The organism is Aquimonas sp. (assembly GCF_044377145.1).
In the GTDB taxonomy this organism is placed as follows: domain Bacteria; phylum Pseudomonadota; class Gammaproteobacteria; order Xanthomonadales; family Xanthomonadaceae; genus Aquimonas.
Genome location: NZ_JBILJQ010000001.1, coordinates 139288 through 156139 on the forward strand (window position 1 = coordinate 139288; position 16852 = coordinate 156139).

Annotated in this window: 12 protein-coding genes; 3 read left to right on the forward strand and 9 right to left on the reverse strand. The window is 69.2% G+C overall.

Annotated elements, in window-relative coordinates:
• The 9 genes from ACIQ7H_RS00555 to ACIQ7H_RS00595 all read right to left on the reverse strand — a co-directional run bounded on the left by ACIQ7H_RS00555 (position 1) and on the right by ACIQ7H_RS00595 (position 13839).
• A complete protein-coding gene (locus ACIQ7H_RS00555) occupies positions 1-2205 on the reverse strand; it encodes an NHLP family bacteriocin export ABC transporter peptidase/permease/ATPase subunit (protein ID WP_395787288.1) in 2205 nt (734 codons plus the stop codon).
• A 1-nt stretch (position 2206) separates the two neighbouring features.
• Entirely contained in the window at positions 2207-3463 is a 1257-nt protein-coding gene (locus ACIQ7H_RS00560) for an NHLP bacteriocin system secretion protein (protein ID WP_395787290.1), read from the reverse strand.
• On the reverse strand, positions 3460-5742 hold the full coding sequence (locus ACIQ7H_RS00565) for a TolC family protein (RefSeq protein ID WP_395787292.1): 2283 nt from the start codon (positions 5740-5742) through the stop codon (positions 3460-3462). The genes ACIQ7H_RS00560 and ACIQ7H_RS00565 overlap by 4 nt, the downstream gene beginning before the upstream one ends.
• A complete protein-coding gene (locus ACIQ7H_RS00570; RefSeq protein WP_395787294.1) occupies positions 5739-7694 on the reverse strand; it encodes a TolC family protein in 1956 nt (651 codons plus the stop codon). Before ACIQ7H_RS00570 ends, ACIQ7H_RS00565 begins: the two co-directional genes overlap by 4 nt.
• The gene (locus ACIQ7H_RS00575; protein WP_395787296.1) at positions 7687-8613 is read right to left on the reverse strand and encodes a GNAT family N-acetyltransferase; all 927 of its coding nucleotides are present in this window, start codon (positions 8611-8613) and stop codon (positions 7687-7689) included. The genes ACIQ7H_RS00570 and ACIQ7H_RS00575 overlap by 8 nt, the downstream gene beginning before the upstream one ends.
• Positions 8614-8617: 4 nt before the next feature.
• Entirely contained in the window at positions 8618-9328 is a 711-nt protein-coding gene (locus tag ACIQ7H_RS00580; RefSeq protein WP_395787298.1) for a hypothetical protein, read from the reverse strand.
• On the reverse strand, positions 9321-11918 hold the full coding sequence (locus ACIQ7H_RS00585) for a DUF4135 domain-containing protein (protein ID WP_395787300.1): 2598 nt from the start codon (positions 11916-11918) through the stop codon (positions 9321-9323). Before ACIQ7H_RS00585 ends, ACIQ7H_RS00580 begins: the two co-directional genes overlap by 8 nt.
• A gap of 37 nt (positions 11919-11955) precedes the next feature.
• The gene (locus ACIQ7H_RS00590) at positions 11956-12321 is read right to left on the reverse strand and encodes an NHLP leader peptide family RiPP precursor (protein WP_395787301.1); all 366 of its coding nucleotides are present in this window, start codon (positions 12319-12321) and stop codon (positions 11956-11958) included.
• Positions 12322-12711: 390 nt separating this feature from the next.
• A complete protein-coding gene (locus ACIQ7H_RS00595; RefSeq protein ID WP_395787303.1) occupies positions 12712-13839 on the reverse strand; it encodes a sigma 54-interacting transcriptional regulator in 1128 nt (375 codons plus the stop codon).
• 150 nt (positions 13840-13989) lie between these two features.
• Here ACIQ7H_RS00595 and ACIQ7H_RS00600 point away from each other — a divergent pair, with 150 nt between their 5' ends.
• From ACIQ7H_RS00600 to ACIQ7H_RS00610, 3 genes are all read left to right on the forward strand, one after another.
• Entirely contained in the window at positions 13990-14421 is a 432-nt protein-coding gene (locus ACIQ7H_RS00600; protein WP_395787305.1) for an ATP-binding protein, read from the forward strand.
• A 74-nt stretch (positions 14422-14495) separates the two neighbouring features.
• On the forward strand, positions 14496-14831 hold the full coding sequence (locus tag ACIQ7H_RS00605) for an STAS domain-containing protein (RefSeq protein ID WP_395787307.1): 336 nt from the start codon (positions 14496-14498) through the stop codon (positions 14829-14831).
• A gap of 11 nt (positions 14832-14842) precedes the next feature.
• On the forward strand, positions 14843-16816 hold the full coding sequence (locus ACIQ7H_RS00610) for a SpoIIE family protein phosphatase (RefSeq protein WP_395787309.1): 1974 nt from the start codon (positions 14843-14845) through the stop codon (positions 16814-16816).
• Positions 16817-16852: the final 36 nt, after the last annotated feature.

The window sequence follows — 16852 nt, forward strand, 5'->3', positions numbered from 1 at the left end:
TCAGTCCTTGATCAGCTCGGCGTACAGGCCGCGCTGTTCTTTCAGTTGATCGTGGGTGCCACGCTGCACGATGCGTCCGCGCTCCATGACGATGATCTCGTCGCAGTCGCGGATCGAGGTCAGCCGGTGGGCGACGATGACGCAGGTGCAGCCGCGCCGGCGGATGGCTTCGTCGATCTCCATTTCGGTGATCGGGTCCAGCGCCGAGGTGGCCTCGTCGAGGATCAGCATGGTCGGGCTGCCGACCAGGGCGCGCGCGATTTCCAGCCGCTGCGCTTGCCCGCCGGAAAAATTGCCTCCGCCTTCCTCGACCTCGGAGGCATAGGCGCCGTCGCGGGTTTCGATCACCTCGGCGATCGCGGCATCGCGCGCGGCGGCCGTCACCAGCGCATCAGGCACGGTCTCGTCCCAGACCGTGAGGTTGTCGCGGACAGTACCGCGGAACAGGAACACCTCCTGATCGATCACGCCCAGCGAGTTGGAGATCAGCCGGTGCGGTAGCGCCTGACGATCGATGCCCTGGAACAGGATCTCGCCGGACCAGGGCGTGTACAGGCCGGCGATGAGCTTGGCCACGGTCGACTTGCCCGAGCCCGAGCCGCCGACCAGGGCCACTCGCTGCCCCGGCTTGATGTGCAGATCGAAGTCTTCGATCAGCGGTTTTTCCAGTGGGCTGTAGCCGAAGCACAGCTTGCGAAGCTCGATCTCGCCGGACAGCTTGATCAGGCCCTTGGCCGCGGGCGAGGTGGTGCGGGCTGCGTCGTAGAAGGCGTCCTGCGGATTGGCCAACACGTCGTCGATGCGGTTCATGTCGGCTTCGAGCTCCTGCAGCGCGCCGCCGAACGCAACCAGGTTGTTCAACGGCCGCACAAAGCTGAACATCAGCGCCTGGTAAGCCACCAGCATGCCGACGGTGAGTGCGCCGTCCATCACCAGCAGGCCGCCGTAGACCAGGATGCTGACGCTGATCAGGGCCGACACCAGCGGCGGCACCGAGGACATGGTGGCCGACAGCGAACCCAGCGCCTGCTCGCTCTTCAGCGCCTTGGCCTGGTAGCCGGCCCAGCGGGTGAAGAACTCCGGCTCCGAGCCGGTGGCCTTGATGGTCTCGATCATGCGCAGGCCGCCCATGGCGGTGCCGACCAGCTTGCCGCTCTCCTGCGCCAGCCGCCGACTGGCGTCGACCCGCGCCCGCGCGACCTGTTTAACCGCAGCGAGGTTGATGCCGGCGAGGCCGATGCAGAGCAGGGTCAATGGCACGCTGTAGAACAGCATCAGCACCGCGTAGAACACGATCAGCACGCTGTCGATGACGAGGGTGACCAGGCGCCCGGAGATCAGGCTGGAGACCTTGTCGTTCAAGGCCACGCGCGAGCCGATCTCGCCCGCGAAGCGCTGCGCGAAATAGCTCACCGGCAGACGCAGGATGTGGTTGAAGAAGTCGGCCGAGGTGCGCAGGGCCAGGCTGGTTTCCAGCCGCAGCAGCACGCTTTCCTGCAGCCAGGTCAGCATCGCCATCACCGCTGCAGTAATCGCCATCGCCCACAGCAGCGGCTGCAGCAGGTCGGCGCGGCCGCCGATCAGGTACTCATCGATGAACAAGCGGCCGAAGGTCGGCACCACCAGACCGGGTATCACCAGGGCCAGCCCGCACAGCACCGCGAACAGCAGCGGCACCTGGGCGCCGCGCAGGCGCTCCAGCAGCTGCCGCTTGAGGTCCGGCGAGGTGCCGCCCTTCTTGAAGTCCGGCCCCGGCTTCAGGGTCAGCACCACGCCCGAGAACGAGCCGTCGAGCTCCTCCATCGAACAGGTGCGCGGGCCGCTGGCGGGATCGTTGAGAAAGGCGCGACCGTTGCGGAAGCCCTCCAGCACCAGGAAGTGGTTGAAGTTCCAGAACAGGATCGCCGGCAGCTCGATGTCGTACAGGGCTTCGAGTTCCTGCTTGTAGCCCTTGGCTTCCAGCCCGTACTTGCGCGCGGCCTTGAGCACGTTCGAGGCCTTGCTGCCGTCGCGCGAGACCCCGCACTCCTGGCGCAGCTCTTCCAGGGTCACGTGCCGGCCGTAGTACGAGAGAACGATCGCCAGCGCCGCGGCGCCGCATTCGACGGCCTCCATCTGCAGGCGGGTCGGCGTGGTATAGCGGCGCGACTTCGGCTGCTTCGCGGGCTTGGCGGCCTTGTCGGCGGCGGGAGCGGCGGCGGCCATCTCAGTTCGCCCCTTCCAGACGCTGGAACATCGGCAGCACGTAGGCGATCGGGCGACGCCGCTCGATCACGATGCCGCCTTCGCTCAAGGTGCCGGAGAACACGCCGGTCGGTGGCCCGTTGCCGGACGACCAGGCAAAGCCCGAGGGCGTGTCGGGGTTCGGTTCGAGCGTGGCGATGACTTCGATCGGCGGGCCTTCGGTCGCCAGCGCCTCGACCAGCGAGTCGTTGCGCAGCACGCGGCGCAGGGCCTCCGGCGAGACCGGGAAGTCCGACACGCTGCGCACCGTCGCCAGCATGAAGCCGTATTCCTCGGGCCGGACGGTACTTGGCGAGATCCGCACCTGCATGCCGGTGCGGATCTTCTTGCCTTCGGCGGCGCCCACATACAGCACCGCTTCGAGCGGGCGCGCTTCGTTCTCCAGCGTCAACACCTGCATGCCCGGTGCGACCAGATTGCCGGGGTCGACCGAGACTTCGAGCACGCGACCGTCGTAGGGGCTGGTGATCACGCTGACCGCATCGCGACGGGCGGACAGCGATGCCAGCTGACGTTTGGCTTCGTCGATCTCGGCGCGGCGCGCGGCGCCGCCCTGCTGGCGGCTGCGCTCCTGCGCTGTGCGTTCGGAGGCGATCTGCGCCAGCCGCACCGCGGTGGCCGCGCGCGCCTGCTCAGCTTGTGCCAGTGCGCTGCGCGTGGCCAGCAAGGCGCTGCGGGTGATCAGGCCCTGCTCGACCAGCTGCGCCTGCACTTCCACACGCTCGCGCAGTGCGCTGGCCTGGCTGTCGAAGTCGGCCATGCTGCGGCGGGTGCTGATGGTTTCCGCATCCAGTGCCGCCAGCGCCTGCGCCAGATTCTCCTGTTCGAGCGGCCCGACAGCCTCGGCCTGGGCGGTGAGTTCAAGCAGGCGCTGCTGCTGGTTGTCGAGGCTGAGCAGCAGGTCGGGCTGGGCCACCTCGGCCAGCACCTGACCCTTGGTGACGCGATCACCGGGGCGCACGTGCACGGCGCTGAGCGGCCCCTGGCTGGCGGCGGTCACCGCCAGTACCGCTTCACCGCGCAGCAGGATGCATTGGCCGCGAATCTGCGTGCCGACGCTGCCGAACACCGCCCAGATCAGCGCGACCAGCAGCAGCAGGGCCAGCCCGACCAGGGCCATCCAGGCGCGCGGCGGGGTCACCTGCATCATCAGGTCGAGCTGCTCGGGCGAGGCCAGCTTTTCCAGTGCAGCCTTGCGGAACAATTTGTTCTCGCTCATCGGGAATCTCCAAGGGCCAAGCTGCCCGACACAATCGGGGCGTTTGATGAGAGGGCGAACGGCGCAGCGGCGCCGGTCGCGAATTCGAGTGCGTACAGGTCGGCCGCCGCAGCCTCGGCGGAGATCGCCTGAGCGACTGCGACCGGGCCGTCGATTGCGGCAGCGGGGTCGGCTTGCGCGGCGGCGTTTGACGAGAAGGCGAACGGCGCGTCAGCACCGGTCGCGAATTCGAGTGCGGACAGGTCGGCCGCAGCGGCTTCGGCGGAGACCGCCTGAGGGTGGCGATCGATAGTGTCGTCGTGGCCGCGGCCCGCGCTGGCGTTGACGGTGGGCGATGACGGTGTCGATCTCGCGGTGGCGGTCGCAGCGCGATCGGAGAACATATCGAGTTCTCCGCAGCTCGATTCCAGCAGCCAGGCCCGACCGGCACCTGCAGGCGCCTGCAGCCCACCCAGGCGCCAGCGCAATTCCAGCAGCTGGCGCGCCTGGGTCTCGGCGCTGGCCAGGGCCTGGGCCGCGGCGCTGTCGGCCAGGCTGCGGCTGTTGAGGACTTCCAGCAGGGAACCCTCACCGGCGCGCAGGCGTGCTTCGGCGCCTTCGGTGGCGCGCTGGTAGTCCTGCGCGGCGCGCCGCCGCAGCGCGAGCTCATCGCTGGCCTGCGCCAGCGTTTCCGCCAGCTGGCGCAGCGCGTGGAACTCACTGCGACGGCGCTGCTCAAGGCCTAGTCGGGCCTGGATCTGCAGCGCCAGCGCCTGTTCGATCTGCCCGCCCGCGCGGCGCCGGCGCAGCTCCAGATCACCGTCCAGGCTGAGCAGCACGGTCGGGCCGCGCAGGGTGTCATCGAAGGCTTCACCCAGGCCGCGCCAGATCTTGGCGCTTTCCGAACGCGCCGAGTAGGCGAACGTGAGGCTCAGGTCCAGCCGCGGGCGCAGGCCGTCCTGGGCCGCCATCAGCATCAGCGCGGCCTGCTCCTCGCGGCTGCGCAGGCTGTCGAAATCGGGCGTGCGCTCAACCCGCGCCTGCCATTCACTCGGGCTGCCAGCACAGCGCGGCAGCGCCGCCAGTTGTTCCAGCTCAGACGCACCCGGCTGCGGCAGCAGCGCATCGGCGGTGAGGCCCAGCCGTTGACGCAGGCTGCGCTCAGCACCGAGCACCGCGGCATCCGCCTGCAGTATGGCCGCGGCTTCAGCGACCGCCTGGGCTTCCGACTGCGCCAGTTCACCGCGGCTCAGCAGATCGCCACGGGCGAGCTCGCGCAGGCTGCCGAGGAGGGCTTCGGCGCGCTCGGCGCGGCGCTCGGCCAGCGCCCGCTGCGCCTGCGCCGCGGCCAAGCCGATATAGGCCTGCAGCGCTGTGTAGACGCTCAGACTACGAGTCGCGGCGTAGTCGCTGCGGGCAGCATCGACGGCGACGACGGCCGCATCACGCGGCGTGCGCAGGGCCAGGCCACCGCCGCGCCCGAGCGGCAGGATGAAGGTCAGGCCGACGCCGGCGCGATAGGCCGGCAGCAGGCCCTGGCCGCCGAAGCGCGGCGAGCGCACCTTGCCGCCGAAATTGCTGACCACGCCATCGAAGCCGATGCTCGGCACCACGCCAATGCCGTTCTCGAAGCGGCGCTGCCAGCTGAGCAGGCCTTCGATCTGCTGGCGGATCTCGACCTCGGGCATCACGCCGAGCTCGGCCCGACTCTGCCGCGCGCTGGCGGCGATCTGCTCGGAGTCGCGGATGATCTGTTCGATGTTGGAGCGGTTGTCGAAGGTGTTCTGCTGCTGCAGCTCGCGCAGGGCGGCCGCCACCGCCGGGTCGCTGGCATCGCGCTGCAGGGCCTCGACCAGCGCTTCGAAGCGCGCGCGCTCGGCGGCGGCATCCGGCGGGTCGCAGATCTCGCGGCCGTTGATCAGGATGATGTTGCCCTCGCAGTCGAGGCTGACCGGGCCGGGACCCGCATCAAGCTCGGCCTGCAGATTGGCGGCGAGGTTGCGGAAGCGCGAGTCGATCTGTTCGAACAGAAAGCGCCGCCCTTCCTCGGCACGCACCTGGGTCGGCAGCAGCTCACCGCGGCCGTAGTTGTAGCTCAGGCTGGCCACCCACTGCGGCTCGAACGCACCGGCGGCGTCGTCGCGCTGGCCTTCGGCGCTGTGCACTTCGGTGGCGGCGAACTCGAGCGCGGGGCTGTCGCCCAACGCTGCTGCGATTACCCAGGCGATGTCGTCGGCCGCGGCCGTGCGCGCCAGCAGCAGGGCCAGCAGCAGCACCTGCGCGGGCGCGCTTCGACTCATCGTGCGGCGGGCGCTGCGACTGGCTTCGCGTCGGACTTCGCGGCCGCAACCGGCAGGCGCGGATCGAGCAGGCTGGCATCCAGCACCAGCAGGTCGACTGCACGGATGCTGGCAGCGCCCTCGGTGTCGAACTGCAGCAGTGCACCCGCCGCATGGCGCAGCGCGACCAGGCCGCTGGCGACGCGGTACTGCGCATTGATCGCCTCCAGCACGGCGGCGGTGCGGCGCTCTTCGGTCAGCAGCAAATCAATCACCGTACCGGCGCCGCCGGACAGGCGCTGACGCTCACCGTCGACGCTGCGGTTCCAGCCGTCGACCGCGCGCTGGCGTAGCTCAAATTCCTGCAGCGACAGCCCCAGCTGCTGGCCGAGCTGCTGCAGCTGGCGCGCCACGCTGCGCTCGGATTCGCGCAGCTGCAGCGCCGACTGCGCCTCGCGCGCCTGCTGCTGCGCGCGGCCGCCGGCGGCGCGGAGGCCGATCGGGCGCTCGTAGCTCCAGTTCAAGGAAATGCTCGGCCCGGTCCAGCGGCCCAGCAGTGAGCCGCGCAGTTGCTCCAGCACGCGTGAGCCCTCGTCGACGCCGGTGGCGAATACATCGATGCCGAGATCACTGCTGCTGCGACGATCCGACTGCGCCTGGCCCAGGCGAAGCGCAGCCGCCGCGCGCTGGCTGAGCGCGCTCTGCACATCGGCGCGCTCGGCCGCGACGGCGGCCCACAGCGCGGGCTCCTGCACGGCGTCCAGATGGCTGACGCGCAGCTCCAGCGGCAGCGCATCGGCCGCCAGCGGCAGGGCGAGCGCGGCATCGTGGCCGATCGCTGCGGCCAGCGCGGCCTGACCGACCGCTCGGCTACGCTGCGCCGCCAGCTGGGCGGCTTCAGCCTGCGCCAGCGAGGCATCCGACAGGGTGGCTTCGCTGCCCGGCAGCAGGTCGGCGCGGATCAGCGCCGCGGTCAGCGTGGCCAGCTGCCGCTGCCGCTCCAGCGAGTCCATGAGCACGGCCTCACGACTTTGCAGGGCGACCAGCAGCCAGTAGCGATCGACCACGTCCGCGACCACCGCCGACAGCTGGTACAGCAGGGCCGCTTCGGCCGCACGCTGTTCGGCCGCAGCGGCGTCGATCTCGCTGCCCGGCGCACCGCGGCCCGCGCCCAGCGGCAGGTTGAAGCGAAAGCCGATCCGGCTGCGGTAGAGATCGAGCACGCCGGAACCGCCGTCCTCGCTGGCGCGCGGCTTGCCGTCCTTGTTGAAGCCGAACACCGACAGGTTGGCGTAGGCCGCGGCGCTGCCGCCGCTGCGAAATGCGCGGCGCAATTCAAGGTTGGCGGAGACATCGTGCGAGACCTCGGCATCCGGCACTTCACCCAGCCGAGCCAGCCGCTCACGCTCGCGCGCTTCCTGCGCGGCGGCATCGGTGGCGCGGCGTCCGGCCGCCGTCACCTGCTGCTGGATCGCGTCCTCGCGCAGGGCTTCGATCTCGGCGCGGGTCACCGGCGAATCGGTGCCGGCCAGCAGGGTGTTGAGCAGGTCGAGCCGAGCCTGATCGTCGGGATTGGTGAAGCGAAAGTTGGCCGGATCGGAGGCGACTTCGAGTGCATTGGCGAGCGCCGCATCGGCATTGATGCGCTCGCTTTCGAGCGTGCCTATGGTGGTCTGGATCTGTTCGCGGCGGGTGACCTCGGCGGCACGCGCGGAATTGGTCAGCTCCTCGTTCAGGCGCTCGATCGACAGCCGCCCGGAGATCACCGGATCCAGTGCGCCAAGGGTCTCCAGAGCGCGGCCGCTGGCGAGCTGGACCTCGGTGCGCTGAATCTCGACCGCCGGGCTGCTGCGCAAGGCGGCGTCGACGGCATCCAGCACGCTCAGGCTCGGTGCTTCGGCGCTGTTTGCGAGTGGCGCCCATGCCGAGCTCGCGATCAGCACCAGCACCAGCATGCATTGATGGCTACGCATCGGTCAGCGCCCGCCGCGCGCCGCGGGTTTCGCCGACGAACTCGGCATACGGCGCCATCCAGCGCTGGGCGAACGCGGCCATGCCGGCGTGCCGCCACGGCGTGGTGAACATGCCGCGCTTGAAGCCGAATTTGCGCAGGCGTCGGAACGATTCCCCGTACAGCGGCAGGATACGGCCGAGCCGGCCGAGATCAGCGCGGATGAAGCTGCAGGTGTAGCGCACGGTGTCGGCATCCAGACGGTGGGTGATGATCCAGCCGACCACCTCGCCGCGGTAGCGCAGGCCGACGCTGGTGCCGGGCTCGAAGCCCATGGCGTCGTGATCCCAGGGCTGCAGGTCGGGCGCGATCCAGGCGGAGGCACGCTGACTGGCCTGCAGCTTCGCGCGCTCCTCATCGCTGAGGTCCGCCCAGCTGAAGACGCTGTACTCGCTGCGCAGCGGATAGCGCCGCAGCCACTCGGCTTCGGCCATCTTTGCGGCGTCGAAGCGGACGCTGAGCATGCGCGATTCCGGCGCACCGAAGCCGCATTTCGCCAGCAGGCCGGGCACTGCTTCGCCCTGCGCGCTGCCGTGCATCCAGGTTGCCTCGATCTGCTGTGCGCCCTCGGCGCGGGCGATCTGTTCGATGCCGCCGATCAGCGCACGGCCCAGGCCGACCCGACGCAGGCCCGGCACCACGAACACCGACAGCAGGGTGATGGTTGGCGCGGCAGGCACGCGCTCGGCCAGGGCCAGGCCGAGCGGGCCGCCGTCCTCGCCACGCGCGCCGAGCGCGATCGGCAGCACCACGCGGGTGTCGCCCTCGCGGTGACGCGGCTGCGGGCGGCCGTCGAGCAGATGGCGATAGGCCGGAAAGGTCAGCGCGGCGTAGCGCGCGGCCTGGTCGGGATCGAGACTGTGCAGAACAACCTGGGTCATGGGCTCACCAGTACAAGTGCCAAGCTCCGCCGAAACGCAGCGCGTGCGCCTGCAGAGTGATTCGCCACTCGCCCGTTTGCGCGGCGCGCAAGGGGGCGATCTGATGCAACAGGTGGCCGTCGTGCAGCACCGCTTCGCCGACCGTGTAGGCCTGTTCCTGCACCGGCGGCGCGCTGGCCAGCAGGGCACGGCGCTGTTCGGCGTCCAGGGTTTCGATCTGGCGGCCGTCCAGCGGCCACAGTCGCAGCCCACCGCCACTGGCCGGCAGGCACAGCGGCAGGGTCACCGACAGGGTGTGTTCTTCATCGACCGCGCCTTCGTGACTCCAATCGAGCCCGCGGTATTGACGGTCGGCGTGGATGCTGGCGAACGGGCGCTCGAATGCGGGCGCGGCGCCGAAGATGTGGAAGCCCGGCAGCGCTTTGTCGCGCGCCAGCAGCACCGGCGCATCCAGGCTGCGCTGCATCGCTGCGCGCAGGAGTTCGATCAGGGCGCCGAACCGATCTGCAAGCCATGGGTTGGACTGCCGCGCGCGTTCGACATAAACCTCGGCGCCAGCGCTGGCATCCAGATAGCTGGCGGTGCCCAGGGTGTGGAAGGGCACGTCGCAGCGCCGGATGCGCCAGTCGCTGCGGCTGTCCAGCACCGCCTGCGACCACTGCGCAGATTCGGCGCAATCGAGCACCGGCAGCCGCCGGCAGACGGACTCAGTCATGCAGCTCGCTCCAGCGCAGGCCGAGCAGGGCCGGATTCGGCAGCGCGGCGTCGCGATACGCGGACCAGCCCCAGGCCAGACCGCGCACGCCGCGCAGCAGGCTCAGGCCACGCGGTTGATCGAGGCGCTCGCGGCGCTGCGCCCAGCGCTGCTGAAGGGTGTCAAAGCGAGTGTCTGCGACCGCGGCGAGTGCGTCGTCGGCGGTGATGCGCGCGATCGCCTGCCAGGCCAGCAGACGACCGAGTTCGCCGCAGCAGAGGTGATCGACGCTGGCTTCCGGCAGCGTGGACAGGGCCGCGCGTGCGGCCTGTGCGGCTGGACTGTTCAGACCCAGACCGAGCATCGCGCGGGCCAGCAGCACGCCACTTGCCCCATTGCACCAGGCATTGAGCGCCGCCGGCTGGCCGGGTGTCGCCGGCCAGTTCGCGGTGTGCGGATCGAACAGCGCGTCTTCGGCCACGCACAGCTGCTCGGCATGCGCGCGCCAGTGGGGCTGATCGAAGGCGCGCGCGGCAAGCCCGAGCGCGAGCGCCATGCCGGCCAGACCGTGCGCAAGTCCCGGCTGCGGCTGGCCGCTGTAGCCGACTGGCAGGGCGGGCTGCAGCAAGGTCATGGCGCAACGCTCGGCCAGCTCCAGCTCGGCCGCCTGCGGCGCACGCAGCGCCTGCACGGCCAACGCGAACAGCAGGCCGGCGACGCCGCCATCGAGATCGAGTGCCGCCGGCAGCGGCTGTTCGCGAATGCTATGCAACAGGGACGCCGTTGATGACACACCAGCGCCGTCGAGATCCAACTCGGCGTCGCGACCCGGATCGGACAGCGCGAATGCGTGGGCATCGGCCTGCACCGCAGCCAGCAGCTCGCCAGCCACACCGCGCAGCAGGCTGGGCGCTGCGGGCTGGCCGCTCCATGCAGCGAGGCGACCGGCCAGGCCGCTGCAGTGCGGCTGCGCGCGCAGCTGCAGGGCGGTGCGCAGTTGCTGCGCCTGCGCGTCGATGGCGCGCGAATCCAGCGTGCCAAGCCGCTGCGTCAGCACTTCGTTCGCCGAGCGTACAAACAGCTCGGGCCCATCGACGCGGAAGCCACGCGCCTGCGCGGACAGTTCGAACAAGGGGATATCGCCGCGCTCAAGCTGGGCGCGCTCTTCGGCCGCCAGCGCCCATTCCGGCGGCGGCTGCGGGTAATCGAGCAGGGGCGCATGCAGGCTGTCGGTGGCGAGAATGCCCAGCGCGCCGTCGCCAAGCGCGCGCGGTTCGCGCAGCGCCGCCAGCACGCTGGCATACACCGCGCTCGGGCGATACACAACGCGCAGCATCAGTGTGGGTTCAAACAGCCGCGACAGCAGCGCCTGTGTGCCTGTGCTGCACAGGGCATGCAGCAGGCGGCGGAAGCCACTGTCGATCCGCGCCTGCTCGTCTTCGGTCAAGTGTCGTCCGAGCGCCTGCTCCAGCGCGCCAATTCCAGCTGCATCCTGACCACTGCTGGCGCAGCGGAAGTCGAGCAGGCCATTGGCGAGCACGCCGTTCTCGTAGGCATCGGCCGCCGCGCGCTCCGGCTGCAGCAATGCTTCGAGGTCGAACAGCTGCAGGCCACGCGCCGTCAGCTGCAGGTTATCGCGATGCAGATCGCGCGCATTGCCGAGCCAGGCCAGCGCGAGCAAGGCGCCGAAGTCTTCGAACACGCTGCCGGGCAGGACAGAAGGATCGCTCAGCGCACGCGCCTCGGCCTGATAGCCGTAGCCGTCGAGCGCGAGCGCGGGCAGCGCGGGCGGCGCCGGCAGGCCGGCTGCGGCGAGCGCGCGGCAGACCTCCGCGAAGGCGACGTCGATGCGCAGGCAGCGCGGCTTGAAATACAGCGCGCCGGCGGCGAACTCCAGCCGCAGCACCTGCTGGCCGTCGCGATGACGATCGCAGTCGGCTGCACTGATCCGCAGCGGCCAAGCGCCGAACTCGAGGCCGAAGGTCTGCGCGCGCACATCGGCATCCGCATGCAGGCGATGCCACAGCGTGCGCAGTTGAGCACTGGCCTGTGTGCGGGCCTCAGCCAGCTGGCGGGCCAGCACCGGCCAGGTTTCGAACGCGGCCTCGATCGATCCACCGTGGCTCGCGAGCGCCGAACCAACCCGGGCGAAGTGCTGGGCCAGCACTTCCTGCAGCGGGCGCAGGCTGTTGCGCTCGGTAGCGCTGGCAGCGGGCAGCGCGTCGGTGAACACCTGCTCCGCCCAGCGCGCCCAGTCGGGGCGACCGTCGGCCCGGGTCCAGTCCAACGCAGGCTGCAGCTGGACAAGCTGCTGCGCCAGCTCAGGCATGTCCACTGGCTGTGCCAGCGCGGCGCACGCGGCCTGCACGCTCCAGCCGTCCCAGGCCAGGCGGCGCTGCCAGCGCAGGCTGCTGCCGGGAGCATCGCCGAGCAGGCGCTTCCACAGGCGGCAGGCGGGGGTGTCCTGGGTTTCGCACAAAGCGGCAAACAGCGCAGGGCCTGCGGCCATGCGCTCATCAAAGCGGCTGGCCGCACGCGCGCGCCGGGTGGCGTCGCGCATTGCTTCCAGCGGCGGAATCGGGTGTGCCCAAGGGGCGGACTGAATAGGCATGAAAGGGCGCCCGCTGCAGCAGCGGGCGCCGGTTCCATCAGCCGACGTTGGTGGTGATCTCAACGCGGGTACCGACACCCGCGGTGTCGTTGCAGATGTAGGTGTTGCTGGACTCGTGGCGGTCTCCGCCGCCGCCGTCCTTGCCCTTGCCGCCGGCGACCTGCTCCAGGTCAGCATCGGACAGCTCGCCGCTGACCGGAGCCGCGTAGGGAGCGATCAGGTAGATGGTGTCGGCGGTTTCCTCGACAACCTTCACTTTCATGCTGTCCGGCAGGCTCTGGCCCATCTGCTTGGCGAGTACGGCCTTCGGATCGGCCAGCAGGGCTTTGCGGTAGTCCGGATTGTTGACTGCGAAGGTGCCGATGATGTCGAGGATCTCGCCGCGCGTGATGTTGGTGCTCATTGTGCATCTCCGTAACTGATGTTGGGATTGGGCCGGAGCGCAGCGCCGGGGCGCTGCGCTGGCCGGGCAAGCCTATGCACGGGGCGTGCCACCCATCACAGTTTTCGCAAGCGGCTTGATTTCGCTGCTCAAGCCGTGGAGCCGCTTCAGGCCAATGGAGCCCACACTCCAGCGCAATAGAGCCGGATCTCCATTTCTCGATCCGCAGCGGCGGAGATCCGACCTGTATCCGGGTTCGCGAACCGCTCCGGACGCTGGGTGGAATCCGCATTCGGATGAACAGAAGGCCGGCTGGCGCGGCTGTCCGCAACGAGCGCGTCGACGCGGCTTCGAGCGGTGCCAGCAAGCATTCGATCGCAAGGCCCGAGAGCGCCAGCGACTGCACCACCGTCAGGCGCAGGGCTTCAGATCGTGGTGCCGCAGGAAATCCATGAGGCGCTGATAGTCGGTCTCGACCAGCCCCAACAGGGGCAGCATCCGGCGGTAGCTGCCTTCAGCCCGGGCGAGCGCCTGTCGGACCAGCTCGCGCAGTTCGCGGCGGTTGAAATCGCGGTTCAGGAACGGCGCGTGCACGTCGGTCCAGAACTGCAGCCTGCCGCTGGCCAGCTGCTGCAGCAGTGCAGCTTCGTCACGCGGCGCCGCGGCTTGGCCTGTGCTCAGCAGCTGCTCGAAGTCAGGCGGAGCGATGCGGTCGCCGTCGGCCATCGCGTAGCCCATCGACACCACGTTCGCGAGCTCCCGGCAGTTGCCAGGCCAGGCATAGCGCGTCAGCAGCTGCAGGCTGTCGGCGTCGAACTGCTTGTCAACGCCGTAGCGCCGCGCCAGTCCACGCAGCTGGTGGTTGGCCATCAGCAGCCAGTCGTCCTCACGCTCGCGCAGCGGTGGCACCAGCAGCTGGAAATAGCGCAGGCGAAAAAACAGATCGTTGCGAAAGGCGTCGCGTGCGATCAAGCCTTCCAGAGTGCGGTTGGTGGCCGCCACCAGTCGCACCTCCATCGGCTGCAGACGGCTGCCGCCGAGGCGCGTGAACTCAAGCTCAGCGAGCGCTCGCAACAACATGCGCTGCGCACTCATGTGCAGATCGCCGATCTCGTCCAGAAACACCGTGCCACCTTTGGCCTGCTCGAACACGCCGGCGCGCTCGGACACCGCGCCGGTGAAACTGCCCTTTTCGTGCCCGAACAGCTCGCTGACGGTGAGGTTGCCCTCCTGGTGCTGGGGGCAATTGACCGCCACGAACGCTTTCGCCGACTGCGCCCCCAGCAGATGCACGCTGCGCGCGACCAGCTCCTTGCCGACACCCGACTCACCGGTGATCAGCAGAGGCTCCTGGAAGCCCGCCACCTTGGAAATCTTGCGCTGCAGCTCGCGCAGCGCCGGGCTGCGGCCGACCATCGCCAGCGGCCGCCGCTCGCCGAAACGGCGCAGCCCGCGCTCCATCAGATCACTGCCGAACTGGGTAAACGGAGAGCGCATCACCGCTGCGGCGAACGGAGGCAGGACAGAGCTGGGAGACATGCGGAATCCTGCAGGGGCGCGCCGCGTGCGGCCGCCGCTCGTAGCGATGAGTGATTGCGTGGAATCTCGCCGCGGCGAGCACTGCGGTTAAGCAAGGCTCGCGCCACACACGATGGATGTGTCACATTGCGGCGACCTGATCACGGCCTGATGCGGATGGACCGAGCGCATGTATTCCAGATCGCCTGCGAGCGCGCCGCGATCAGCGACTTCGCCGATCAGTTTGCGCAATGGGCTGACGCTGCCGGCCTCGACATGCGCGTCAGCATGGCCTTCCAGGTCGCCCTCGATGAGGTGCTGACGAATGTCGCCGACTACGCCTTCCCGGACGGCGGCGGCACACCGATCGAGGTGCGCGTCGACCTGATCGACGAGCAGGTGCAGGTCGAAGTGATCGACCGCGGCGTGGCGTTTGATCCGCTGTCGCGGGCCGCGCCTGACACCGATCTTGCATTGGAAGACCGCGACATCGGCGGGCTCGGCATCCACCTCGTACGCGAGCTGATGGACGAGGTCAGCTGGCGTCGCGAGAATGACCGCAACCTGCTGCACCTGCGCAAGCGCATCGCGCCTGCCGCCTGATCTTCCGCATCCCGCCCGCGATCTGCATCCCCGCAGGCTCTCTCAGTCCCTCGCTTTGCCCCCTCGGATCCGACATGCTCACTTTCGAAGACATCACCGCCGGCAGCCATCGCGTGCTGGCGCTCACCGGCCGCCTCGACACCAACACCTCCAGCGAGCTTGATCGCCATCTGGCCGAGCATGTCGGCCTGGCTGACCGGCTGGTGCTGGAGCTGACCAGCATCGAATACGTCAGCTCGGCCGGCCTGCGGGTGGTGCTGATGCTGGCCAAGAAGCTGCAGCGTGGCGGCGGCGCGCTGGTGCTGTGCGGGATGAACGCAGGCGTGCGCGAGGTGTTCGACATCGCCGGCTTCAGCAAGATCCTCACCATCGAGCCCGACCGCGCCAGCGCCTTGACGCGACTCGGGTGAGGCGGCGCCTGATGAGCAGCGAACGCCAACAAATCGTCGGCAGCCGGCAGCGGCAGCGGCTGCCGCCCTGGCTATCTGGCGTGGCCGTCGGGCTGCTGGTGGCCGCTGCCTTCAGCGCCATTGTCGGCGTGGTGTTCTGGCGCGCGCAGGAGGCGATGATCGGCGAGATCCACTCCGGTCTCGCACGCACCGCACGCATCGCGGCGCGCGGCATCGATCTGGATGTGCATGCCCGGTTCAACGATCCCGCTCAGCATCTGCAGCCCGACTACCAGCGGGCGATCGAGCCGCTGCGCGACGTGCTCGCTGCAGATGCGGAGATTGCCTACGCGTGGACGCTGATCGAGCGCGATGGCCGCCTGTGCTTTGTGCTGGATGGCTCCACGCCGCGCCCGGGCGACACCGAAATCGACCCCGACTGGGTGCAGATCATGGAGGAGTTTGAAGACCCGCCGGCGGATATCTGGACCGCCCTGCGCGAAGGCCGCGGCATCGTCTCGCGGCCCTATACCGACGAATGGGGCAGCTTCATCAGCGCATTCGAGCCGCTCAAGAACGCGCAAGGTGAGGTGGTCGCAGCGCTCGGGATCGATATCAGCCTGAACGAATTCGAGGCGCGCCTGAAACCCGTGCGCGAAGGCAGCCTGCTGGCCTTGGGGCTGGGCCTGCTGATCGCCCTGATCACAGGCATCGCGGTGTGGTACAGCCGCAAGACCGATCGCACCGCACGCGAGCTGGCGCGTCAGCTGAGCACCGTCAACGCGCTGCTGGAAGTGTCGCGCGCGCTGTCGGCCGGCGTGCGCCTGGACGAACTGCTGCCGGTGATCGTGGCCAAGACCACCGCTCTGATGGGCGCCGAGCGCAGCACTCTGTTTCTGCACAACCCGGCCACCGGCGAGCTGCGTTCGAGCTATGCCCAAGGCTCGGCTGAAGGCGCGTCGATCGTGCTGGAACCTGGCCGCGGCATCGCCCAGCGCGCGCTCAACAGCGGCCGTCTGCAGAACGTGCCGGACTGCGCGGCCGACCCGGATTTCGATGGCCGCAACGGCAGCGGCCAGACCCCACGCAACCTGCTGGCGCTGCCGGTGCTGCGCGGCGATGGCCAGAGCATCGGCGTGCTGGAAGTGATCAACAAGCGTGGCGAAGACGGCTTCGACAGCGATGACGAGGTACTGCTGCAGGCGCTCGGCGGGGTGGTGTTGATGGCTTTCGACCGCGCCCGCCTGACCGAGGTCTATGTCGAGAAGCAGAAGCTGGACGAAGCCTTGAAGCTGGCCGCCTCGATCCAGATGAGCATGGTGCCGAGCAGCTTCCCCGCACCCGGCAGCGGCCCGATCGAACTGCATGCCGCGTTGATACCTGCCAAGGAAGTCGGCGGCGACTTCTACGACTTCTTCTGGCTCGAAGGCGGGCGGCTGGCGCTGGTGATGGCGGATGTGTCGGGCAAGGGCATGCCGGCGGCGCTGTTCATGGCCAAGGCCAAGACCCTGGTCAAGGCCGCTGCGCTGCTGATCGATGCGCCCGAGGATGTGCTGCGCCGGGCCAATGACGAACTCTCCGTCGACAACGACGCCGGCATGTTCGTCACCCTGTTCCTGGGCATCCTCGACACCCACAGCGGTCTGATGACCTACAGCAACGCCGGCCACAACCACCCGCTGCATGTGCATGCGGGCGGGCTGTCGGTGATCGGTGGCGCCGAAGGCGTGGCGCTTGGCGTGATGGAGGGCCTGGAGTATTCAGCCGCTGAACTTCAGCTGGCACCCGGCGATGTGCTGCTGCTGTACACCGACGGTGTCAATGAGGCGATGAACAGCGCCGGTGTGCCCTGGGGCAATCCGCCGATGGAGGCCGCGGTGGCGGCAGCACAGGGCGACATGGCGGCACGCAACCGCGCCCTCCTGGATGCTCTGAGCGGCTATGTCGCCGAGGCCGAACAGAGCGACGACATCACCCTGCTGCAGGTGCGCTGGCAGCCGCGTTGAATCCCTGAAACGCGACAGCCGCCGCGTATCAATGCG